At 43.6% G+C, this 21,573-nt stretch carries 22 protein-coding genes and 1 riboswitch; of the genes, 13 read left to right on the forward strand and 9 right to left on the reverse strand.

Features of this window, described 5'->3' with window-relative positions; all coding sequences use genetic code 11:
* Window positions 1-504 (forward strand): hypothetical protein, encoded by a 504-nt coding sequence (locus ACR65H_RS16605; RefSeq protein ID WP_440501803.1) that lies wholly within the window; start codon window positions 1-3, stop codon window positions 502-504.
* A 238-nt stretch (window positions 505-742) separates the two neighbouring features.
* Here the strand turns inward: ACR65H_RS16605 and ACR65H_RS16610 are convergent, their stop codons facing one another.
* A complete protein-coding gene (locus ACR65H_RS16610) occupies window positions 743-1,024 on the reverse strand; it encodes a DUF2277 domain-containing protein (protein ID WP_440501805.1) in 282 nt (93 codons plus the stop codon).
* Window positions 1,025-1,168: 144 nt separating this feature from the next.
* On the opposite strand from ACR65H_RS16610, the gene ACR65H_RS16615 reads away from it, so the two are divergent.
* Window positions 1,169-2,413, forward strand: coding sequence for a mechanosensitive ion channel family protein (locus tag ACR65H_RS16615; protein ID WP_440501807.1), 1,245 nt, complete (start codon window positions 1,169-1,171; stop codon window positions 2,411-2,413).
* A gap of 285 nt (window positions 2,414-2,698) precedes the next feature.
* Here ACR65H_RS16615 and ACR65H_RS16620 read toward each other — a convergent pair whose 3' ends face one another.
* Window positions 2,699-4,069 carry a midas domain-containing protein gene (locus tag ACR65H_RS16620; RefSeq protein ID WP_440501809.1) on the reverse strand — a complete coding sequence of 457 codons (1,371 nt, stop codon included), beginning with the start codon at window positions 4,067-4,069 and terminating at the stop codon, window positions 2,699-2,701.
* Window positions 4,070-4,593: 524 nt separating this feature from the next.
* A riboswitch (TPP riboswitch) is annotated at window positions 4,594-4,701 on the forward strand.
* Window positions 4,702-4,801: 100 nt separating this feature from the next.
* On the opposite strand from ACR65H_RS16620, the gene tenA reads away from it, so the two are divergent.
* From tenA to thiW, 5 genes are read left to right on the forward strand one after another with little or no spacing between them, the layout of a single operon-like run.
* Window positions 4,802-5,485 (forward strand): thiaminase II, encoded by a 684-nt coding sequence (gene tenA / locus ACR65H_RS16625; RefSeq protein ID WP_440501810.1) that lies wholly within the window; start codon window positions 4,802-4,804, stop codon window positions 5,483-5,485.
* Window positions 5,482-6,291: a hydroxyethylthiazole kinase gene (gene thiM / locus ACR65H_RS16630; RefSeq protein WP_440501812.1), complete on the forward strand. Its 810-nt coding sequence runs from the start codon at window positions 5,482-5,484 to the stop codon at window positions 6,289-6,291. The genes tenA and thiM overlap by 4 nt, the downstream gene beginning before the upstream one ends.
* Complete coding sequence (gene thiD, locus ACR65H_RS16635) at window positions 6,288-7,127, forward strand: bifunctional hydroxymethylpyrimidine kinase/phosphomethylpyrimidine kinase (protein WP_440501813.1); 840 nt, start codon at window positions 6,288-6,290, stop codon at window positions 7,125-7,127. Before thiM ends, thiD begins: the two co-directional genes overlap by 4 nt.
* A 19-nt stretch (window positions 7,128-7,146) precedes the next feature.
* Entirely contained in the window at window positions 7,147-7,770 is a 624-nt protein-coding gene (thiE, locus tag ACR65H_RS16640; protein ID WP_440501895.1) for a thiamine phosphate synthase, read from the forward strand.
* A complete protein-coding gene (thiW, locus tag ACR65H_RS16645; RefSeq protein ID WP_440501815.1) occupies window positions 7,770-8,264 on the forward strand; it encodes an energy coupling factor transporter S component ThiW in 495 nt (164 codons plus the stop codon). Before thiE ends, thiW begins: the two co-directional genes overlap by 1 nt.
* Window positions 8,265-8,370: 106 nt before the next feature.
* Here thiW and ACR65H_RS16650 read toward each other — a convergent pair whose 3' ends face one another.
* The 6 genes from ACR65H_RS16650 to ACR65H_RS16675 all read right to left on the reverse strand — a co-directional run bounded on the left by ACR65H_RS16650 (window position 8,371) and on the right by ACR65H_RS16675 (window position 14,390).
* On the reverse strand, window positions 8,371-9,591 hold the full coding sequence (locus ACR65H_RS16650) for a M20 metallopeptidase family protein (RefSeq protein WP_440501817.1): 1,221 nt from the start codon (window positions 9,589-9,591) through the stop codon (window positions 8,371-8,373).
* Between the two features lie 28 nt (window positions 9,592-9,619).
* Window positions 9,620-11,032, reverse strand: coding sequence for a YfcC family protein (locus ACR65H_RS16655; RefSeq protein ID WP_440501818.1), 1,413 nt, complete (start codon window positions 11,030-11,032; stop codon window positions 9,620-9,622).
* 35 nt (window positions 11,033-11,067) lie between these two features.
* On the reverse strand, window positions 11,068-12,186 hold the full coding sequence (locus ACR65H_RS16660; protein ID WP_440501820.1) for a M20 metallopeptidase family protein: 1,119 nt from the start codon (window positions 12,184-12,186) through the stop codon (window positions 11,068-11,070).
* Between the two features lie 121 nt (window positions 12,187-12,307).
* Window positions 12,308-12,955: a GntR family transcriptional regulator gene (locus tag ACR65H_RS16665; protein ID WP_440501822.1), complete on the reverse strand. Its 648-nt coding sequence runs from the start codon at window positions 12,953-12,955 to the stop codon at window positions 12,308-12,310.
* Window positions 12,956-13,048: 93 nt separating this feature from the next.
* On the reverse strand, window positions 13,049-14,056 hold the full coding sequence (locus ACR65H_RS16670; RefSeq protein ID WP_440501823.1) for an HAAS signaling domain-containing protein: 1,008 nt from the start codon (window positions 14,054-14,056) through the stop codon (window positions 13,049-13,051).
* Window positions 14,043-14,390, reverse strand: coding sequence for a PadR family transcriptional regulator (locus tag ACR65H_RS16675; protein WP_440501824.1), 348 nt, complete (start codon window positions 14,388-14,390; stop codon window positions 14,043-14,045). The genes ACR65H_RS16670 and ACR65H_RS16675 overlap by 14 nt, the downstream gene beginning before the upstream one ends.
* A 563-nt stretch (window positions 14,391-14,953) precedes the next feature.
* Between ACR65H_RS16675 and ahpC the strand changes: the two genes are divergently transcribed.
* From ahpC to ACR65H_RS16690, 3 genes are all read left to right on the forward strand, one after another.
* Entirely contained in the window at window positions 14,954-15,523 is a 570-nt protein-coding gene (gene ahpC, locus ACR65H_RS16680; protein ID WP_440501826.1) for an alkyl hydroperoxide reductase subunit C, read from the forward strand.
* Window positions 15,524-15,707: 184 nt separating this feature from the next.
* Entirely contained in the window at window positions 15,708-17,237 is a 1,530-nt protein-coding gene (ahpF, locus tag ACR65H_RS16685) for an alkyl hydroperoxide reductase subunit F (protein WP_440501828.1), read from the forward strand.
* Between the two features lie 215 nt (window positions 17,238-17,452).
* Complete coding sequence (locus tag ACR65H_RS16690) at window positions 17,453-18,079, forward strand: superoxide dismutase family protein (protein ID WP_440501830.1); 627 nt, start codon at window positions 17,453-17,455, stop codon at window positions 18,077-18,079.
* Between the two features lie 173 nt (window positions 18,080-18,252).
* Here the strand turns inward: ACR65H_RS16690 and ACR65H_RS16695 are convergent, their stop codons facing one another.
* On the reverse strand, window positions 18,253-18,807 hold the full coding sequence (locus ACR65H_RS16695) for a hypothetical protein (protein ID WP_440501832.1): 555 nt from the start codon (window positions 18,805-18,807) through the stop codon (window positions 18,253-18,255).
* Between the two features lie 134 nt (window positions 18,808-18,941).
* On the opposite strand from ACR65H_RS16695, the gene ACR65H_RS16700 reads away from it, so the two are divergent.
* The 3 genes from ACR65H_RS16700 (at window position 18,942) to ACR65H_RS16710 (ending at window position 21,572) form a co-directional block, all read left to right on the forward strand.
* On the forward strand, window positions 18,942-20,285 hold the full coding sequence (locus ACR65H_RS16700; protein WP_440501834.1) for a PQQ-dependent sugar dehydrogenase: 1,344 nt from the start codon (window positions 18,942-18,944) through the stop codon (window positions 20,283-20,285).
* Window positions 20,286-20,534: 249 nt separating this feature from the next.
* A complete protein-coding gene (locus ACR65H_RS16705; RefSeq protein WP_440501836.1) occupies window positions 20,535-21,068 on the forward strand; it encodes a GNAT family N-acetyltransferase in 534 nt (177 codons plus the stop codon).
* Between the two features lie 15 nt (window positions 21,069-21,083).
* Window positions 21,084-21,572: a DinB family protein gene (locus tag ACR65H_RS16710; protein WP_440501838.1), complete on the forward strand. Its 489-nt coding sequence runs from the start codon at window positions 21,084-21,086 to the stop codon at window positions 21,570-21,572.
* Window position 21,573 lies beyond the last annotated feature (1 nt).

Raw genomic sequence — 21,573 nt, forward strand, 5'->3', positions numbered from 1 at the left:
ATGAAAGGCGATATGAGGTATACGTATCCGATATGGCAAATGGGTTGTATTTTATTGCTAATCGCTCTCACGTCGATAATTGGATTCATGTCGGACTTTGAATACTCAAATAGTCCGGAAAGCTTTCTATTTCAGTTTAATTTAGAAGGCCTCGGCTTTTGGTGCCTTCTCGCTTGGCTCATCGTCTTAGTTATGTATCTACTTATATTTAGATGGAAAATTCATCTCCATAATAAGCGGAATCCGAGTCATCGGCTGAAAATCATGACATTAAAGCCGCAGGAATATATGGATGATGACGAGTTGTTTGAGGAAGTGACACGACGTGCGACGCAGAAAGTCTATTCTTATTTCACAGTCGGCCTTCCGTTCTTGGCAACCATCTTTTTGATTTTACCGATTGGGAAGGTCGGAATGCTGAACATTTTGCTCTTGCTCGCCATTGGACAATATTTTATTTATTACCGGACAATGAGGCGGTATATGAAAGAGGATACCGAATAACTAGGGGGAAATTGAATGCATGTTTAAAGAAAAGGGGTTTATGGAGTTATTTCCTTATTCGGAAGACACAAGATTGGGCGAAGCAAAGTTTCAATGAGGTTAAACAAAGAAGCTGATCAACCCAATCGTGGTCAGCTTCTTTTGGTATTTATATAGATTACGATGAATTGTCATAAGTGTGTGTTGCACAGGTACCGTTGCTGATAAATCTGTACTACACTGAAATAAATTTATAGTTTTAATTCTGATTTTCCAATCCGAATCTTTTTGCATTACGAGCCCGAGCCCGTTCAGCTTCAATTTCTCGATTTCGGGGTTCGGCATTTGTTACCAATGTGTTTAGTAATTTTTGTGTAGCGATCGCCACTTCCTTAACAGCGAGATTGATAGCGTCCTCGTTTACCTTGGAAGGCTTGTTATATCCAGAAACTTTCCGAACGTATTGGAGCGAGGCGGCATGAATTTCATCCGTGGTAGCTGGAGGGGAAAAGTTGAACAGCGTTTTAATGTTTCGGCACATGTCGTCTACCTCATTTATGTAGTATTTTTACGATTGTACCATATTCCACTTATTCACATCACGGCCTGTATAGGAGGCTGAAGAAAGTGGAGACCCCTTACTTCTGTTATAATGGAAAGCAGATTACGTAAAGGGGAGAGATAGATGAATTTTATTCGTAACCGGCTTTTAGGTTACGGAGTGGATGACGCTTTGGTTGACACGCTGTCATTTGTCATCCTGGTAACTATAATCACACTCCTATGTATCATTGCGAACTTTATTACAAAACAAGTGATTATCCGATTTATCGCTCATATTGTGAGAAAGCACAATATTAAGTGGGGTAATATTCTGTTGGAGAGGAAAGTGCTCCGGAGATTGTCCCATTTTGTGCCGGCGATCATTATTTATTCCTTTGCAGCCAGCTTTCCCACGTATCGTGCGGCGATCGAAACGTTGGCGCTGACATATATGATGATAGTGGCATTCAGTGTCATCAATCGATTATTAAGTGTGTTTAATGATATTTATCAGACGTATGAAATATCAAAAACGAAGCCGATAAAAGGGTATATTCAAGTTGCTAAAATAGTTGTCATCATCGTTGGTATCGTTTTGGTCATTGCCAATTTGATGGGGAAAAGTCCGCTTATCTTGCTTAGTGGAATCGGGGCTCTGTCAGCGGTGTTCATGTTAGTGTTTAAGGATTCGTTATTAGGTCTTGTGGCGGGTGTCCAGTTATCAGCAACTGAGATGGTTCGCATGGGCGACTGGATTGAAATGCCGAAATACGGTGCAAATGGGGATGTCATTGATATCTCTTTAAATACGGTAATGGTGCGAAATTTTGATAAGACGGTGACGATGATTCCGAGCTATGCGCTCATATCGGATTCATTCATCAACTGGCGCGGTATGCAGGAATCTGGCGGACGACGCATTAAGCGGGCTTTGCATATCGACATGACGAGTATTACGTTTTGCACGGATGAAATGATCGAGCATTTTAAACAGATCCGCTATCTATCGGATTATATTGTTAGCCGTGAACAGGAAATTCTGGAGTACAATATTGCAAATAAGATCGACCGAAGCAATATCGTAAACGGTAGGGCGATGACGAATATCGGCGTCTTTCGGGCTTACATTATTGAATACCTTAAACACCATCCCGGCATCCATCAAGAAATGACATTAATGGTAAGACAATTGGAGCCCGGAGAGAATGGCTTGCCGATTGAAATATACGCGTTTGCGAATAGCACGCAATGGGCTATTTATGAGGGCGTCCAAGCGGATATTTTTGATCATTTATTTGCCATTGCAGGGGAATTTGGACTCCGCGTGTTCCAAAACCCGGCAGGAAGCGATTTAAAAGCATTGGCCCGAGGAGTACAGAATGAATGAATCGTTTGAATTGTTTCGGTGCCTGTGCAACGAACAATTCAGATAATACAATACAATTGCATAAGATAAATGAAGAAGCCAACCAAATCAAGACTTGGTTGGCTTCTATGCTTATTATTATAAGAGACAATGAATTGTCATAAATGTGTGGTGCACAGGCACCGCATTAGTTTTAATTTATATTAATTTCGCCGTGGGGCATACGGTTTAGGCAGGGAATAATGATATCCCCTGTTAGTATGGGATGCATTGCTTATTCAGTTTTAGTTTTAGTTTGTTGCTATCTTATTTTTTAAGCAATCCGAAAAATGAGTTGTATGCTGTGACAACTTGGTTGTAGTATCCAACGAGTTTGTCCCAAACTGTTGTTTGAACATCTTCTGTAACTGTTTCTTCAGGAGCTTCTTCTTCAGTAGCAGGTTCTTCCACTACATCTTCACCGTCACCGGGTACTTCTGTTGCATTTTCTTCATCAGCCGGAGCATCAGTAGCTTCTTCTTCGTCAGCAGGAGCGTCGGTAGCTTCCTCTTCGTCAGCAGGAGCGTCGGTAGCTTCCTCTTCGTCAGCTGGCGCATCAGTAGCTTCTTCTTCATCAGCTGGTGCATCCGTAGCTTCCTCTTCATCTACAGGTGTATCTGTAGTTTCTTCCTTGTCAGCAGGTACTTCTTCTGCTTCTTCACCTGGCAAGACAATCCCAAGATGATTTTGGATAGCAAGATTGTAGTAGTCAATCAAACTTACATAATTTTGTAAGATGGATTTGTACTCATTTACTTGCTCGTCTGTTATAATAGAATCGGTTGATTGGTCAGTTGGCGTAGTATCTTCATTGATATTTTCGTCAGCTGGCTTTTCTGTTTCTTTGGCATCTTCTTCTACAGGTGCATCCGTAGCTTCTTCATCTTCAGTTGGAGTATCTACGGCTTCCTCTTCGTCAGCAGGAGCGTCCGTAACATCCTCTTCATCTGCAGGAGTCTCTACAGCTTCCTCTTCATCAGCTGGTAGCTCAACAGTTTCGTCTTCCTCAACTGGAGCGTCCGTAGCTTCCTCTTCATCCGCCGGAGCATCAACAGTTTCTTCTTCATCCGCCGGAGCGTCTACAGCTTCTTCATCGTCAGCTGGAGTATCTACAGCTTCTTCTTCATCCGCCGGAGCGTCTACAGCTTCTTCATCGTCAGCTGGAGTATCCACAGCTTCTTCTTCATCAGCAGGAGCATCTACAGCTTCTTCTTCATCAGCCGGAGCGTCTACAGCTTCTTCTTCATCAACTGGAGCGTCTACAGCCTCTTCATCGTCAACTGGAGTATCAGTAGCTTCTTCATCGTCAGCTGGAGTGTCAACAGCTTCTTCATCGTTATTAGGTATATCTGTTGTATCATCGTCATCTGTAGAATCATCATCACCTGGTTCAGCGGCTACAAAGTTTTTATTGGCAATTGTACGCATGAATTGTCCTTTTTCAGGTGAGCCCGGAATAGTTGTTGCGTAATGGGAAACCTTTTCACCGTGGTTATTAAACTCTTTTTCGCCATTTTCAGCTGCAAAAGCTGAACCGCCTGCTCCAAAAATAGCAGCAGTTAGCATTGATGTCGACATGACAAACGGTAAAATCTTCTTTTTCGTGTTCTTCTCATTACGATTCGTTTCGTTAACCAAGAATGATCAAACTCCCTTTTCATAAATTTTTTTTGACTTGCTTACTAGATAATGAAGCGAAATAACACTCATTCTTTCAAGTCGTTATGTACATCCGCCTCCTTCTCAAGTAAAAAGTATAGGGATCGTTTTTTACTATTCTCTCAAAACTTCCAACCGAATAGTGTAGCAGTGTCCCTTCTGCACATGACTAACAATAACAAAAGAAAATAACAGTGGTGTGACAACCAATTAACAAGTATTCATGGAAATATTAACCGTTGTAATAATATAAATACGTGTGAAAAGACTAAAAAGAGGGTTAAACCTAATTAATTCGACCCTCATTATCCAAATTATTCCTATCTGAAAAACGTTAACAACATGCTATGCGTCTGCGATATATTACTTTGTAAATACATTTTCGAATGGACTAAATGGTCTAGCGTTGTTTATTTCCAAATATTACAGCCGGGTTAATCAATGATGTCACAACCTTGCGAAACTACTAAACTATGTTATAGTGGAGATGAAAACTGAAAAGAGTTAACCACTGGGGGAGTCTTTGTGAAAGACTGAGACGTGTATCGATACGCGGACCCTTCGAACCTGATCTTGCTCATACCAGCGTAGGGAAGTGGATCGCACATCTTCCAAAGGTTATCTTACGCCGATTTGCGAGCCGCTTCTTCAACGATTGTGTTGAGTGAAGCGGCTTTTTTGGTTTTCCAAAACAAAAGAGGAGTGGTTGGAATGACGTTTTGTGAAGAGGTACGGAAGGAATGCAACGATGTTTGGGAGGCAAGCTTTCATCACCCGTTCATCGCAGCACTTGCTGAAGGGACATTGCCTGAAGAGGTGTTCAAACATTATGTTCTGCAAGACTCCTATTATTTGAAGCATTTTGCGAAAGTGCATGCGATGGCAGCTGTACAGGCAACGGATTTATTGACGGTGCAACGGTTTGCGCAACATGCGGATGGAACTTGCGGGGCGGAAATTTCATTGCATGAAGGCTTCTTTGGAATGTTGGGCGTTACAGATGAGGATATTGAAAAATTCGAGCCGGCGCCGACGGCATATGCGTACACGTCGCATTTATACCGGGCGGCGTTGGAAGGTGACTTGGCCGCTACATTATCCGCATTATTGCCATGTTATTGGCTGTATTACGAAATAGGCGAGCGGTTGAAGGACGCGAAACCGAATCATCCGATTTATGACAAATGGATTGCTACGTACAGCTCTGAATGGTTCGAACAGGCAACCCGTGAACAGATCGACCGTTTGAATAAACTGACCGAACAACTTCCAAAGCAAAGACGTGAACAATTGAAAGCTCATTTCATTAAGAGTACCCACTATGAATTGCAGTTTTGGGAAATGGCATGGACGAAGCAAAAATGGTCACTTGAAACAAACGAGGTACATGTATGACAGACCAATTACCATTGTTGGATGAACTGCGTCAGCAAAACCCGTTAGTGCATTGCATTACGAATCATGTCGTTTCAAACTTTCAAGCGAACGGCCTGTTGGCATTGGGGGCTTCTCCCATCATGGCGGATGCAATCGAGGAGGCGGCGGAAGTATCTGCCATTTCCTCGTGTACATTGCTTAATATTGGAACGTTGGACAGTTCGGCTGTTGAATCAATGATCGCTGCCGGAAAAAGCGCTTCCTTTAAAGGTAAGCCCCTCGTACTGGATCCTGTCGGAGCAGGAGCGACTGCTTTCCGAAAACGGACGGTCGCTAAACTTCTAAAGGAATTGGATATTACACTCATCCGCGGAAATGCAGGTGAAATTGCATCCATCGCGGGTGTTGAATGGAAAGCGAGAGGCGTCGATGCGGGTGTCGGTTCGGCAAATATTGCCGAGGCTGCTAAAGAGGTGGCCAGCCGCCATCGTTGTCTCGTTGCGGTAAGCGGTGAGACTGACATCGTGACGGATGGTGAAAAAATAATCCGTATAACAGGAGGGCATTTGCTCATGACGCGAATTACGGGCATGGGTTGTCTGTTAAGTGCTGTGTCCGCCGCTTTTCTTTCGGTCGGTAAGGATGCGCCGATTGATATAGTTGCATATAGTCTTGCGTTTTACAAAAAAGCGGGTGAATTGGCGGCAAAGCAAGCTTCTGGCCCAGGAGATTTTGCTGTTCATTTCCTAAATGCTTTACACCAATTGGACGGTGAAGCAATCAACTTCGATCACCATTGTTTTATAGAGGAGGTTGTCAAATGACTTCGGTTGCACTCACAATTGCAGGCTCGGACAGTGGAGGCGGGGCAGGCATCCAGGCGGATTTGAAAACATTCCAGGAACTTGGGGCGTTCGGAACGTCCGCATTGACGGCCGTAACCGCTCAAAATACGTTAGGTGTCCATGCGGTCCAGCCGATAGAGACGGAAATTGTCATTGCCCAAATTGAAGCGGTGCTAACTGATTTCACAGTCGGAGCTGCCAAAACCGGGATGCTGTTCTCTGCAGAAATTATTGAAGCGGTTGCCGATACATTGAATCGTCACGAGCGAATCCCTTTAGTCATTGATCCCGTGATGATAGCGAAAGGCGGTGCTTCGCTTCTTCAGCATTCAGCGATTGCAGCATTGAAAGAGCACCTCATTCCAACAGCGACACTCTTGACGCCCAATATTCCTGAAGCGGAAGTGTTGACGGGAATGACGATCGTTTCAATGAAAGACATGGAGAATGCCGCAAATCAACTGCTCCAGATGGGAGCTGGAGCCGTACTGCTGAAAGGGGGGCACCGGGTAGATACTCCTTATGCAGAGGATTTATTCATGTCAGCGAACGGCGAAAGCTTTCTTATGAGAAGCAAGCGGATCGATACGAAAGACACGCATGGCACGGGATGTACTTTCGCTGCAGCCATTACGGCAGAGCTTGCGAAAGGGATGCCAATGAATGAAGCAGTTGTTACCGCAAAATACTTTATCCATGCAGCAATTGAAGAGGGGCTATCCATTGGCAATGGACACGGGCCGACAAACCATACGGCGTTTCGGAATCGGGGCAATGCTGAACGGAAGGAAGTCGAATTGATTGAGAAACGTTGACGTTACGCTTTACTTCATAATGGGTTCGACGAATGCTGAGAATCCGCTCTCCGTATTGGAAGACGCTTTAAAAGGCGGAATCACTTGTTTTCAGCTCCGTGAAAAGGGGGCACACGCACTTGTCGGGAAGGAGAAGAAAGCATTCGCGCAAAGTTGCCAGCAGTTATGTGCACAATATGGCGTGCCGTTCATCGTGAATGATGATGTCGATCTTGCCCTAGAAATTGACGCGGATGGCGTCCATGTCGGGCAGGACGATGCTGAGGCGCGATTTGTCCGAAAAAGGATTGGGCCCGGAAAGATATTGGGGGTTTCCGTCCATACAATAGAAGAAACAGAAGCGGCTATGTCAGCGGGAGCGGATTATGTCGGCATGGGGCCTGTATATCCGACGAAATCGAAAGACGATGCGAAACCGGTTGCTGGCACAGCGATGATCGAAGAAGTCGCAAAGTTACATCCTGATTTGCCGATTGTCGGAATTGGTGGCATTACGTCATTCAATGCCGAGCCGGTCTTCAAGGCAGGCGCAAATGGCATATCTGTCATTTCAGCGATTGCTTCATCTACTAATCCTGAAAAGGCGGTGCGCCTTCTAAAGGAAGCTTCATTAAATTGGAGTCGTGAAAGGAGCGTGTTGTGATGAGTACGCGAAAGCTTGTCTTGATGACTGTATTCACGGCGATTGCGGTGGCGGGATCCGCATTCGTCTCTTTTCCTGCAGGGATTGCACGCGCCTATCCGATCCAACATGCAGTCAATGTCATCGCCGCAATCCTGCTAGGACCGATTCCCGCCGTCATCATTGCTTTCATGACCGGATTGGTTCGCATATTGACAGGCACTGGGTCATTGCTCGCTTTTCCGGGAGGGATGATCGGCGCGGCACTTGCCGGGCTGCTGTATAAGCAGTCGGGGCGAGCATGGTTGGCAGCAATTGGAGAAATCATCGGGACCGGTATTATCGCGTCGTTGTTTGCGGTTCCATATGCGGCTGTCCTTATGGGCACGACCGTCACCGCATTCTTCTTCATGCCCCCTTTTCTCGTTTCAAGCGTAAGCGGGGCAGTAATCGGCGTCGTTGTTGCGGTTCGGCTGCAAAGCATGCCTGTGGGCAAGAGGTTGCAGAGTTTCTAAGGTTATACGTTTTCCATTATCATTCTCGTCGCGTTCATCAAAATGATATCAAAACAAAAAGCGTCAACCCCAATCAATTGGGTTGACGCTTTATTAGTATTTTGTATTAATGCTGGCTTTTCAACCATTGCATTGCTACGTTTGCGTGTAATGCAGCACCGTATTTAAAGATGTCCTCATTTTGTTTCATGCGAGGGTTGTGAACAGGAGCTTCGCCTTCTTTCCCTGTACCTAACACAACAAAGGCAGACGGTACTTGTTGGGAGATATAGGAGAAATCTTCTGAACCGCTTAATACCCCGTTATCGAGAATGTTATCTGCCCCGACCACATCTTTAAGGAAAGGGGCGATTGCGTCGATGAAATCAGGATTGTTGTACGTCGTTGGTGTATGGAATTCTGTTATGCTGTATTCACCGCGCCATGCTTTTACGACATGGTCGATCATTTCAGGAATCCTTTCACATAAATGATCCCGGGTTTTTTGATCATAACTGCGCATATTTCCGCTTAATACCGCTTTTTCTGGGATGACATTCGTCACAGTGCCGCCATTCATGGCACCGATTGAAAATGTAACACTTTGACTAGGATCCGCTTCACGTGTGAATAATAGATTTAAACTTGTATATAACTGATTCATAATCATATTGGCATCAATCGTTTTATGGGGCTGCGAGCTATGACCGCCATATCCTTTAATATCCACAATATACGTATCCATTGCCTGTGATAGTGTTCCTTTGCTAACTGAAAGCGTGCCAGCTTCCTGGTCCGGCATAATATGAATGCCGAACGCGGCATCCACTTTCGGGTTTTCCAATGCGCCGTCATCGATCATTAGCTTCGAACCGTATCCCCATTCTTCTCCTGGTTGGAAAAACAACTTAACCGTCCCTTTTAAGTCGGCTTCATGATTCTTTAAAATTTGGGCAGCTCCTAAAAGCATAGCAACATGTGAATCATGGCCGCAGGCATGCATGAGGCCGGGCTTTTCAGATTTGAATTCCGACTCCACTTCTTCTTGAATAGGCAGGGCATCCATATCGGCACGAAGAAGGATACAAGGGGAACCTTCACCGATTGTTGCTACAATACCTGTGCAATTTGCCTGATCGCCAAATCCAGCCCTTACATACTTTTCCCTAATCTCGGGCGGCACGACACCACATTGCTTGTGGGTAATTCCCATCTCATCAAGGCGTTGCTGAATATATTTTTGTGTATTTGGCAAATCAAACCCGATTTCCGGATGTTGATGCAAATATCGGCGATCTTTAACAATCTGTTCTTCGTATTTTTTTGCTTCTTCCACAATGTTCATCATTCAAACATCTCCTTCTTATTACGAGATTTCAAGCTGGCCCTAACCCCATATAATGAGCAATGACGATTAAAATAAAGGCAGCAAAATGTAGCAACATAAATAATTTAAATGAGAATTTCACCCAATCGGCATAATTCACATTGGACATTCCAAGCGCAGCCATTAACCCTCCGGAAGTTGGCCATAAATAGTTCGTAAAGCCATCCCCGAATTGATATACGACAACCATGACTTGTTGATTGATCCCTAATATTTTTCCGAGCGGCCCCATGATCGGCATTAAAATCATTGCTTTTCCACTTCCGGAAACGACAAAGAAATTGAAGAAAATGACCACTAAGAAAAGAATCAATAACGTAATTATGGATCCAGTGTGGCTTAATAAGCCTGATAACGAATGGACAGCTGTATCAATGATTTGGGCTTGGTCCATCAAAATCATGACAGATCGAGCAAAACCAATCGCTAATCCTGTTGGGAGAAGTCTTGCTGCCCCCTCACCGAATGTGACTGCTGCTTCACTTGGGCTAAGTCTTAAAATGATGACTAAGAATACAGCATAAATCGCGTAGACTGCTGACAACTGTGGCATACCCCAACCGAGTTGGATGGCACCAAAGGCACTTCCTACTAAAACACCAACCAACCCTAATAATGCAATCTTTTTAGGTAATGTAAATTCCTCTTCTTCATATTCCGCAGATTGGGTGTTTTGCAGTTGTTCTGCATACTCTTCCATTACAATACTCTTCGTAGGATCCGCTTTTGTTTTATTCGCATATCGAAGAATATAAACAGCAGAGATGACGACAAAGATGAGTAAAGATATGATCCGGAATCCGAGCCCGGAATAGATCGGCAATCCTACAATCGATTGACTGACACCTGTCGTATAGAAGTTCACGACACCTGCTGTAAAGCCAATCGCCAAACCAACTGTTGACGTAGCGAAGGCCGTAATTCGGTCATATCCCATCCCCATCACTACAGCCATTGCCAGCGGAATGAATGGGATTCCTCCTTCTCCGAAACCGATTGTTCCCATAATGGCAAACAACGTGAGCAATGCGAGGATGATTAGTTTTTCTTTTCCACCGGCAACCCGCAATAATTTGTGAATACCTGCAGCAATGGCTCCGGACTTTTCAAGAATATAAAGCGCACCACTTGCAAATAAAAGCATCACAATGATATCAGCAGATTGTACAACCCCGTTATGTAAAGCCGAGAAAAAGTCCATAAATCCAATTGACTTGGATTGATCAACATACTTGAATACTTCTGTGTTCAGTTCGGTAATACCTGTTTCCGGATTCACTGTTCGTTCATATTGTCCACTTGGTACGATCCAAGATAAGGCGACCACTAGCAGCATCACTAGTAAGAACATAATATAAACGTGAGGGAAGTTGATCCCTTTTCTTTTTTCACCCTTTGCCATCTCAATTCCTCCCAATCTCTCTGTCTATCAAAGTCTTACAATTCAGCTAGCCCCTTAAATAGCTCGACGCCCGATTCAATCAGTTCATCACGGAAGTCATATTCATGGGTATGAACATTCGGGTAATCTTCTCCGTTGCCAATAAAGCAATAAGCACCCTTTGTGAGCTTTGTGAAATGTCCGAAGTCTTCGGATCCGCGAAATGCCTCTTCCAATTCAACTACATCAATTCCTTTTTCTTTTGCAAGGAAGCGGATTTTATCAGCGCTTTCTTTATGGTTTATCGTTTCTGGAAATTCATCATTATATTCGAAACTCACTTTTAAGCCATGTTCTTCTGATTGAGATATTGCAAAGTTTTCAAGAGCTTCTTGGAGTCGATCCAGCTCTTCTTCGTATAATGCACGAAGCGTCATACGAATAACGCCTTTAGAAGCGGCAAGGCCAAAAGCTTTTTCCCCTACATCGATTTGTACAACCGTACAAAGGACAAGGCCCTTATGTTTTTCCGGTACGATGAACTCAGGAATTTTTTTGACGATATTAGCAATTGCTAGTGAAGGGTTAATGCCGTCTTCGGGTTGACTTGCATGGGCAGGAGTCCCCTCCATACGTATGGTCATGCCTTTTGATGCGCATAGCATTGTGCCATCCATAATCCCCACAGCTTTGTATGGCAAACCACTCATATTGTGGTAGGCAAATATTTCATCTATTTTGTTGTCGGTAATGAAGTCAACACATTGGATTGCGCCATCTCCTGTTTCTTCAGCAGGTTGGAAGAGGCAAAAAATATTTTTATCAGCTCCGTTTTGATCAATTTCAAGCGCAAATGCTGCGAGAGTTGCGGAATGTCCATCATGCCCGCATTTATGTGCTTTTCCTTCGAATTCTGAGGCCCACGGGAGGTCGATGACTTCATCCATCGGAAGAGCGTCAAAATCTGCCCGGAAAGCAATATTAGGCTTATTTTTTCCTGCTCGATAAACGGCATAAAACCAATTCCCTTTATCGACAATTTCAAAATTGGATGTATGCGTTTTCAAAAAGTCTAGTAAATATTGTTTTGTCCATACTTCCTCGTTGGAAAGTTCAGGATGCCGATGAAGTTCATGACGAAGGTTCTTTGCTAATTCAAAATTTCGACTCTTCAATTTGTGAATTCTCCCATCTATCTGTTTTGAATAATTTTGTATATTATATATTGTACATTATATTTATGTGGATTCAATAAAAAAATTCTGTCAGCGACAGAATTTTTTTAGGTATTGAAAATTATAGAGGGATGAGCTCTGCTTTATCTACATTCCAATGGACTTCTTTCATGAAACGCTCTAATTCAGCTGTTTTGCCATTTCGAAACAGTTCCATCATTTTTCTATGTTCGTTATTTGTTTGTGTCAATCGTTTTGCAGTTAACTCGGGATTATCCGTTCCATCGAAAGTTTTTAAAAATTTCTTTTCCAATTGAAGTAATAGGGTTACGAGGCTTTTATTGGGACAAACTGATAGGTAGACATTATGAAAGGATTCTTGCATTTTATGATACATCGAAAAATTTCCCGTTTGAATGGCCAAATCTATACTTTCAATATAGAATTCCATTTCACGCAAATGCTTTTCAGTCAATAAAGGGGTAGAGAGTGAAGCGGCTAGACCATCCAATGCGCCGATAATAAAAAAGGTTTCTTTTGCTTCTTCCTTTGTAAGCTCTTTTATGACAAAACCTTTGCGCGGGATATTTTCCAACAAACCTTCGGAGGAAAGTTGGATAAGCGCCTCTCTAACTGGTGTTCTGCTTACCTTTAAAGCCTCGCTGATTGCATTTTCATTCACTTTGCGATTAGAGAGTAATGTCCCATTGTTAATTTGATCGACGATATAGTTATATACATGGTCCTTTAGCGATAAATAATTATTCATGTAATTACCTCAGTATCTTTTTACAGTCTATTATATATATAGCCTTCTGAAAACTCAATTTCACATAAACTATTAACTCTTGCAGCCCCAGTTTTAAGCTTTCGCCTTCCGATAACTGTCATAGATTTCAATTACAGCAGTCACGATAATGACTGTGATGACAGTCCATACCGCCCAATCGATGAAATTATTGACCGATGACATATTGATGTTTAGTTCAGTTGCTAAGTAAGGGATCATCGCTTCGTTAAGGAGAGTGGGATTGGTAGCGATAATCGTCAAGACGACTACGCTGAATACTTTAAGGACAGCATTCACAGTTACAAGCCTCATAGTCCATTGCCGTTCTTTCCATTTAAAGAGCGCCAATCCAATTTCGAGTAATGCAAATGGTAAAACGATAGGCAAGTATGACATCAATACATCTTGATTAAGAGCTCGCATCACCATTTGAAGTCCTTCGCCATCCATTGATCGATAGACGCCGGCAAGATGGTCCGCATTGAAATAAAGAACGACCCAAATCGCTGTCCATACTAAACTAAAAATCACTTCACCCCGTGGAATCACCTTTTTCTTCGAAATGACAAGGACAGTTTTCAATTGTTCGGGAGTCCATTCAGTACCGTATTTTGTAAGGGAGCCATCGCTTTTCGCCATGCCGATTCTTTCAATGAAAACAAAAACGATCGTGACCCAAAAGAACGTTTGAATAAGCACATGTATAATATTGGCGATGATAATGCCAAAACTCTTTATCACGACAGAGAGTACGCTTTCTTCTCCTGAAAAAAGGACAATCGTTTCAACGACATGAACTAAGACGGTAATTAAAATCGCCCACGGAATGATCATTTTCAACGTCCAAAAATAAGCATCGTATACTTTCGGGCCAATCAAATGCATCGGTGTATCACGATAGCTTGCAGCAAGACGTGCTGGATCCCCAAGTTTCGAAAGGACTTCCATTTCTTCTTCCTCGGAATAGTGATCGGGCAACATATCCTCGATAGTGGATCTAAGTTCAAGGGCGATGTCATTCCGTAATTTTTCAGGCAGTCTTCTCGTCACCTCATAAATATAGGCTTCAATCAGTTTCATCATTCTCTTCTCCTTCCAATAATGTCTTCAGTTCAGATGTCATCGTTTCCCATTCCTTTTTCAACTGCTCATAAATTTCACTACCATACTCACTAATTACATAATATTTTCGGGGTCTGCTTTCCGTCGTATCCCAACTGCTCGTCAACAGTTCCTGTTTCTCCAATCGGCGAAGCAACGGATATAACGTACTTTGCTCAATGGCAACGCCTGCTTTCTCAAGACGCTGGACTAATGAATATCCATATTGAGGCGTCCGCAATTGACTCAATACAGCAAGAGTTAACGTCCCTCTCCTTAATTCCGTCGTAAATGATTCCAATAATGGCCCCATAGATGTCACCTCGTCTTCTTATACTATGTATCGTACAGTATTATGATTCACATAACAATAGAGGATTATAAATATAAGTTGTGAAAATTGTTTTGGTGCCTGTGCAGCAAGCAATTCAGACAATGCACTACAATTGAATAAAATAAAAAGTAGAAGCGGCCGAATCAATCTTGGGTTAGCTTCTACTTGCATTTATATTCCTTCTATTGAATTGTCATAAATGTGTGGTGCACAGGTACCGAAAATATACATTCGCAAAAATTTTATTATATTACTTATATTGCGTTTATTTTAAATATTAAATAATTGATAAAGAGATTGAGTAATTGAGAACCGTTGGTGTGGAAGCGGGATTTCACGTGTTGTACATATATGAAATTATGGTTTAGGAAGAACAATGGTGTATCGTTTGACAAAAAACATGCTCTATATGATAATGAATATGTAATTAGAATTATTATAGTTAAGCAGTAGAGGATTTAACAAAATCATCACTGTGGTTTAGGTTTTGATGAAATGACCTAGACTAACTATGAAAAAACATACTAGGAGGAATTTGTCTTATGTCTCTAATCGGAAAAGAAATACTACCATTCAAAGCGCAAGCTTACAATAGCGGTACTGGTGAGTTCATCGAAGTTACTGATGAAAGCCTAAAAGGTAAATGGAGCATCGTTTGCTTCTACCCAGCAGACTTCACATTTGTTTGCCCGACTGAACTTGGCGATCTTCAAGATCAATATGCAACTCTTAAAGAGCTAGGCGCTGAAGTTTATTCTGTTTCAACTGATACGCACTTCACTCATAAAGCTTGGCACGATCATTCAGATGCAATCAGCAAGCTTGAATACATCATGATCGGTGACCCTTCACAAACAATTTCACGTAACTTCGACGTTCTTGACGAAGAAGCAGGACTTGCACAACGCGGTACGTTCCTTATCGATCCAGACGGCATCGTTCAAACAGTTGAAATCAATGCTGATGGCATCGGTCGCGACGCAAGCGTTCTTGTTGATAAAATCAAAGCTGCACAATACGTACGCAACAACCCAGGCGAAGTTTGTCCTGCAAAATGGAAAGAGGGCGAAGAAACACTTAAGCCTAGCCTTGACCTTGTAGGTAAAATCTAATTTATTTCACTATGTGATGGGGGAGGCCCCCTTCCTTATAAAGGAGAGGGGCCCCCTTTATTTTTGAATCTTTTTCGGCAGATGTCTTAGATTTTGAATCGACTCTTCCGGTTTTTTTGATTCAAAATCTAAGGCAATCATGCCGAATGTTGTTTAGTTCAAGTACAAGTTAAGGAGTCGATACATGATGTTAGATGCAGATATTAGAGCGCAATTAGCCCAATACCTCGAATTGATGGAAGGCGATGTGCTCCTAAAAGTTAGTGCTGGAGAAGACAAGGTGTCCCGTGAAATGGCGTCACTAGTGGATGAATTGGCTACAATGTCATCTCACATTAAAGTGGAGCATGCGGAATTGGAAAGAACGCCAAGCTTCAGCGTTAACCGTATCGGAGAAGATACTGGCATTACGTTTGCCGGCATCCCGCTCGGACACGAATTCACTTCATTGGTGCTCGCTTTATTGCAAGTGAGTGGCAGAGCTCCAAAAGTGGATGAGAAAGTGATTGAACAAGTAAAAAAAATTGAGGACAAACTTCACTTTGAATCCTATATTAGCTTGAGCTGCCAAAACTGTCCGGAAGTTGTACAAGCACTTAACCTGATGAGCGTGCTAAACCCGAACGTTACGCATACGATGATTGACGGTGCTGCGTTCAAAGAAGAAGTGGAAAGCAAAAATATCCTTGCTGTCCCGACAGTTTACTTGAATGGCGAGCCATTTACGAACGGCCGTAAGACAATCGAAGAAATCCTTGCTGAACTTGGAAGCGGCCCGGATGCATCTGAATTTGCGGATAAAGAACCGTTTGATGTACTTGTTGTAGGCGGTGGTCCTGCTGGAGCAAGTGCGGCAATCTATGCGGCTCGTAAAGGAATTCGCACAGGTATTGTCGCTGATCGTTTTGGCGGTCAAGTCTTGGATACAGCTGCAATTGAGAACTTCATTAGTGTGAATCACACGGAAGGCCCTAAACTTGCAGCGAACCTTGAGGAGCATGTGAAAGAGTACAACGTTGACGTGATGAACTTGCAGCGTGCGAAGCGTTTAGAGAAGAAAGATCTCATTGAGATTGAATTGGAAAACGGAGCTGTTCTAAAGAGTAAATCCGTAATTCTTTCAACAGGAGCGAGCTGGAGAAATATCGGAGTTCCTGGAGAAAAGGAATTCAGAAATAAAGGTGTCGCTTACTGTGTGCACTGTGACGGCCCATTATTTGAAGGTAAAAACGTTGCGGTTGTTGGTGGCGGAAACTCTGGTATCGAAGCGGCCATCGACCTTGCAGGTTATACGACTCATGTAACAGTGCTAGAATTCAACTCCGAATTAAAAGCTGACGCTGTCTTACAAGAGCGTCTACGCAGCTTGCCGAATGTCACGGTCGTAACGAATGCTCAAACGACAGAGATTACGGGAACAGATAAAGTTAACGGTGTTTCGTATGTTGAACGTGAAACTGGCGAAGAAAAGCATATTGAGATAGCGGGAATCTTTATCCAAATCGGTCTTGTACCGAATACGGCTTGGCTCGGCGACACTGTTGAGCGCAACAAATTCGGTGAAATCCTTACTGATAAGCGTGGTGCAACGAACGTCCCTGGCGTATTTGCTGCAGGAGACTGCTCGGACAGCCCGTTCAAGCAAATTATCATTTCCATGGGATCCGGCGCAACTGCTTCATTAGCTGCGGTTGATTATCTCGTTAGGAATTAATTGGAACATCAATAGATTGGAAGAGGAACAGGTCAAGCAAGTGGACCTGTTCCTTTTTTGTTATTGTTCGTTTCGTAGGGATTCTTTCTCGTAATGTTGTCAATACGTTCCATTTTGGATGGTCGGTAAGTGCCCTTTTACATGAATTCCGTTTATCACACGCCAAATAGTGAATTGTATAGGTATTAATACTTTGCTAGAGGGAGCGTGTCAAAATGAAAAAGTGGATATGGCTAACGATGATTCTCACTTGCGCTTTTGTTTTTGCAGCATGTACCGATGGGAAGGACGACGCGGCTCCGGCCAATGATACAGAAGGAGCGACAGATGGTGAGGTCAATGAGGGGACGAATACAGATCCGGCAGACGTGGATTTGGTCGAAGATGATAAATTGCCTTTCCTTACTGTCAATCTAACAGATAGAGATGGGAAATCGGTTGGAACGGCAGAATTGACCGAGGAAGAGGACGCGTTACGGGTCATGGTGGATGCGAAGAATTTACCTGAAGGCACCCACGGTTTTCATTTCCATGAAAAAGGGGTTTGTGAAGCACCAGATTTTGAATCGGCAGGAGGGCATTTCAATCCGACAGGAGCGAGTCATGGACTTGACCATGAAGAAGGCCCGCATGCCGGCGATTTGCCGAACCTCGAAGTTGGCCCTGATGGAACAGTGAAAGAGGAATTCTTTGTTGAAAATCTTACATTGTTAGCAGGAGAGGAGAATTCTCTATACCATGAAGGTGGCACATCCCTCGTCATCCATGCGGAAGCAGACGACGGCAAAACCCAATCATCCGGCAACTCCGGCGACCGTATCGCATGTGGCGTAGTGGAATGATATTTTCAGAATTTTTCCAGTGTCTGTGCAACAAACAATTCAGATTATGCACTACAATTGTATAAAATACAGAAGGAAGTCAACCGAATCAATCATCGGTTGGCTTCTTTCTATATTTATATAGATCTTGTTGAATTGTCATAAATGTGTCTTGCACAGGCACCTGGAGGCTCTTAAAGAAAGGCTTTGATCTTGCGGAGGATGAATAGGCTGAGTTCCGTCCAAATCCAGCTATAGAAAAGTGAGAAGAAAAGAATGAGGAGCAAGAAAATCAGGTTGAATGAAGAGGCGATTGGACCGAAAACGGGAAAGCTGAGTACGAATAAGGGAAGGCAAATGCCGATACATAATAGGACCCCGTTCGTTAGGACGACATCTGTGCGCTTATTGAGTTTATATAACGCCCATCCTAGACCTAAACCGAGCAATCCGGTCGTAAAAGGAAAGATGAATAATTCGCTCGGCTCGATAAGGAACAATAATAGGATTGTTACGATATAAGTGAAAATGCCGGATCGCAAGGATATTAAGGTGACTATGATGATAGGAGCAGTGGCAAATGGGCTGATGAAAAAGCCGACCGCGGGCAGCAATCCTCCTGCAGATTGTAAGATGGTCGCCAGCGCAGCCATGAATGCCATGAATAACATTTTTTTGGTCGGTGGCCATCGATTGAGAATACGGTGAATGTACTTTGGATGGGTTGGAAGTGATGTAGTGAAATGCATAGTCTCTCTCCTTTAGTAAACAAGCTTTTCTTTATTTTATTTGGAAAAGCTGTATTCTGTGCGGGTTCGGGGTGCCGGAAAGTTGGACGTTTGAATAGAGTAATAAGGAAAATGGAGAGAGGGGATAGGCGTAGATGGCCGACCAATATGTACAAGAGCAAGCTTGGACGAATGGGGAGCAATTTCCACAACGTAGACTGGTACCTGATGATATTATGTTACCGCCAGGCTACAAAATCGAAGTGTTTGCGACCGGTTTAACTACACCGATCAATTTAACTTTTACAGAAGAAGGTGAGATGCTTGTCGCTGATTCGGGAATAACGGATGGGAATGGAAAAGTATTAAAACTGACGGAACAAGGATTTACCGTTATAGCAGATGGATTTCATCCTCCACTGACGGGGATTACGGAATATGAAGGGAATATATACGTGGCTCACCGAGGGTATGTCACAATTGTCCAGCCTGACGGGACCAAAAAGGACATTATCGAAGGGTTGCCAAGCAACGGCGACCATCATAATAACCGGGTCGTTTTTGGCCCGGATCGAAAAATGTATTTTGGCCAAGGAACTGCAACAAATAGCGGCGTTGTAGGGAAGGACAATGATTGGGTGAAAAAACATCCATTCTTTCATGATTACCCAGGCAGCCGGATTACGTTGAGGGGCGAAAACTTTCAAACATCTAGTTTTTTAAATGATTTCCAAGACAGAGTGATACAGACCGGTGCCTATGTCCCTTTTGGTGTAGAAACATATCCGGGGAAATTAGTCGATGGGGTCACACGTGCAAGTGGAAGCATATTGCGGGCAAACCCGGATGGATCGGATCTTGAGTTGGTCGCTTGGGGACTTCGGAATCCGTTCAGACTACGGTTCGATCGGAATAATCGACTGTTTGCGTCGAATCATGGAATGGATGAGCGAGGAAGCCGTCCGGTTGCCAACTCTCCGGATGAATTTCAATGGATCCGGCCGGGATTGTGGTATGGATTTCCGGATTACACAGGAGGAATGCCGGTAACGATGCCGCAATTTCGGCCTGAAGGGAAGCCGCAGCCGGAATTTCTGTTGGCGGCCCATCCAATGCAACCGCCACGTCCAGTAGCAAACTTTCCGCCACATTCTGCGACGATGGGCTTCAGTTTTAATGAAAATCCTTCATTCGCTCCGATCGGTGATGCATTCATTGCAGAGTTCGGATCCGAAGCACCTGAAACGACAGGAGGGAAACCGTCGCCTCTTGTCGGGCATCGTATTTCCAGAATTGACATGATAACAGGGCAAGTGTATCCATTTGCAATTAACCGTACGGGATTGCCCGCCTCTAAAACAAATGGCGGCGGCCTCGAACGGCCTATCGATGCGGTGTTCTCTGCAAGTGGTTCCCTCTATATCCTAGACTTCGGCCAATTTTCCGATGAAAACGCCATTCCCGGTACGGGTGTCATATGGAAAATCGACGTCGAATGAAGTGAATTGTTTAGGTGCCTGTGCAGGAAACAATTCTGACTATGCACTACGATTGCATAACATAAATGAAGAAGTCGGCCAAATCAATCTTTGGTTGGCTTCTTTCTGTATTCTTATAGAGGTAGTTGAATTGACATAAATGTGTGCTGCACAGGCACCGTATTTTGAGTGATGATGAGCAAAACTATGTTATTCTATAAAAAAGAGTCTAGTAAATTTTTACAAGTGTTCAATAAAGGAGCTGTCATAATGCTATTTCCCGAATTAGAAACAGAGCGACTTCGTCTTATCGAAGTCAATAAGGAGCATGCCCAAGGGATATTCGATAATTTTTCAAATCCGGCGGTCGTTCAGTATTATGGGATGGATCCGATGACTGAATTGGCGCAGGCGGAAAAACTGGTAGATCATTTCAGGAATTCTTTTTTAGCAAGTCGCAGCATACGGTGGGCCATGATCCGGAAGGAAGATGGTCGTTTCGTAGGGACAATCGGCTTGAATAATCTTTCGAAAGGAATGAAACGGGCGGAAATCGGATTTGAGATGCATCCGGATTTTTGGCGAACTGGCATCACATCAGAGGCAGTGAAGGCAGTATTGCAATATTCATTCGAAGAGATGGGTTTGCACCGAATGGGGGCTGTCACGTTTTTGGATAATGTGGCTTCCATTAAACTTTTAGAAAAACATGGGTTCGAACAAGAGGGAATCCTGCGCGGCTATCTTTTCCAAAACGGACAATCGCATGACGCGAGGGTATTCTCGGTTTTGAAAAATCAATGAAGGAGGGGGCCTTTTTTGAAGATCCTTTTTGCGTACAATTGGCAAGTCAGAGAGGATTGGTATCGTTGGTGTGAAGAAGTGGAGGAGGCGGAGCTTCTACGCACCCGTACTGGCGGGGTAGGCAGTATTTTAGAGACGTTGTTCCACATTATCGATGTAGAGTGGAGCTGGATCCGATTATTGCAAGGAAAGCCGGATTTTCAAGAAAGCTTTGAAGACTTTAAAAGTCTGCAAAAAGTCCGAGAGCTGGATGCCCGGTTTAAGCCGGAAGTTGAGGAGTTTGTCCGGAATTGGGAGGAAAGCATGGAGCATAACGTCCTGGAGGATACGATGCCCGATGGACGGATTGTAACAGATGCGTGGGGAGAGGTCATGCGACATATTGTTGCACATGAAATCCATCATATCGGGCAGTTGTCGGTATGGTCGAGAGAAATTGGGAAGAAACCGGTTTCTGCCAACGTGATCGGTCGAGGGCTTATTCCGCATAGGATTGATAATTAAG

This window comes from Sporosarcina sp. SAFN-015, from assembly GCF_059415085.1.

Bases quoted from the DNA above. Each gene is read 5' to 3' on its own strand.
- ACR65H_RS16665 (WP_440501822.1), bottom strand. From the start codon at position 12,955: ATGAATAATTATTTATCGCTAAAGGACCATGTATATAACTATATCGTC.
- ACR65H_RS16655 (WP_440501818.1), bottom strand. From the start codon at position 11,032: ATGGCAAAGGGTGAAAAAAGAAAAGGGATCAACTTCCCTCACGTTTAT.
- thiW (WP_440501815.1), top strand. From the start codon at position 7,770: ATGAGTACGCGAAAGCTTGTCTTGATGACTGTATTCACGGCGATTGCG.
- tenA (WP_440501810.1), top strand. From the start codon at position 4,802: ATGACGTTTTGTGAAGAGGTACGGAAGGAATGCAACGATGTTTGGGAG.
- thiD (WP_440501813.1), top strand. From the start codon at position 6,288: ATGACTTCGGTTGCACTCACAATTGCAGGCTCGGACAGTGGAGGCGGG.
- ACR65H_RS16690 (WP_440501830.1), top strand. From the start codon at position 17,453: ATGAAAAAGTGGATATGGCTAACGATGATTCTCACTTGCGCTTTTGTT.
- thiE (WP_440501895.1), top strand. From the start codon at position 7,147: ATGGGTTCGACGAATGCTGAGAATCCGCTCTCCGTATTGGAAGACGCT.
- ACR65H_RS16700 (WP_440501834.1), top strand. From the start codon at position 18,942: ATGGCCGACCAATATGTACAAGAGCAAGCTTGGACGAATGGGGAGCAA.
- ACR65H_RS16695 (WP_440501832.1), bottom strand. From the start codon at position 18,807: ATGCATTTCACTACATCACTTCCAACCCATCCAAAGTACATTCACCGT.
- ACR65H_RS16605 (WP_440501803.1), top strand. From the start codon at position 1: ATGAAAGGCGATATGAGGTATACGTATCCGATATGGCAAATGGGTTGT.
- ACR65H_RS16675 (WP_440501824.1), bottom strand. From the start codon at position 14,390: ATGGGGCCATTATTGGAATCATTTACGACGGAATTAAGGAGAGGGACG.
- ahpF (WP_440501828.1), top strand. From the start codon at position 15,708: ATGATGTTAGATGCAGATATTAGAGCGCAATTAGCCCAATACCTCGAA.
- thiM (WP_440501812.1), top strand. From the start codon at position 5,482: ATGACAGACCAATTACCATTGTTGGATGAACTGCGTCAGCAAAACCCG.
- ahpC (WP_440501826.1), top strand. From the start codon at position 14,954: ATGTCTCTAATCGGAAAAGAAATACTACCATTCAAAGCGCAAGCTTAC.
- ACR65H_RS16705 (WP_440501836.1), top strand. From the start codon at position 20,535: ATGCTATTTCCCGAATTAGAAACAGAGCGACTTCGTCTTATCGAAGTC.
- ACR65H_RS16650 (WP_440501817.1), bottom strand. From the start codon at position 9,591: ATGATGAACATTGTGGAAGAAGCAAAAAAATACGAAGAACAGATTGTT.
- ACR65H_RS16615 (WP_440501807.1), top strand. From the start codon at position 1,169: ATGAATTTTATTCGTAACCGGCTTTTAGGTTACGGAGTGGATGACGCT.
- ACR65H_RS16670 (WP_440501823.1), bottom strand. From the start codon at position 14,056: ATGAAACTGATTGAAGCCTATATTTATGAGGTGACGAGAAGACTGCCT.
- ACR65H_RS16610 (WP_440501805.1), bottom strand. From the start codon at position 1,024: ATGTGCCGAAACATTAAAACGCTGTTCAACTTTTCCCCTCCAGCTACC.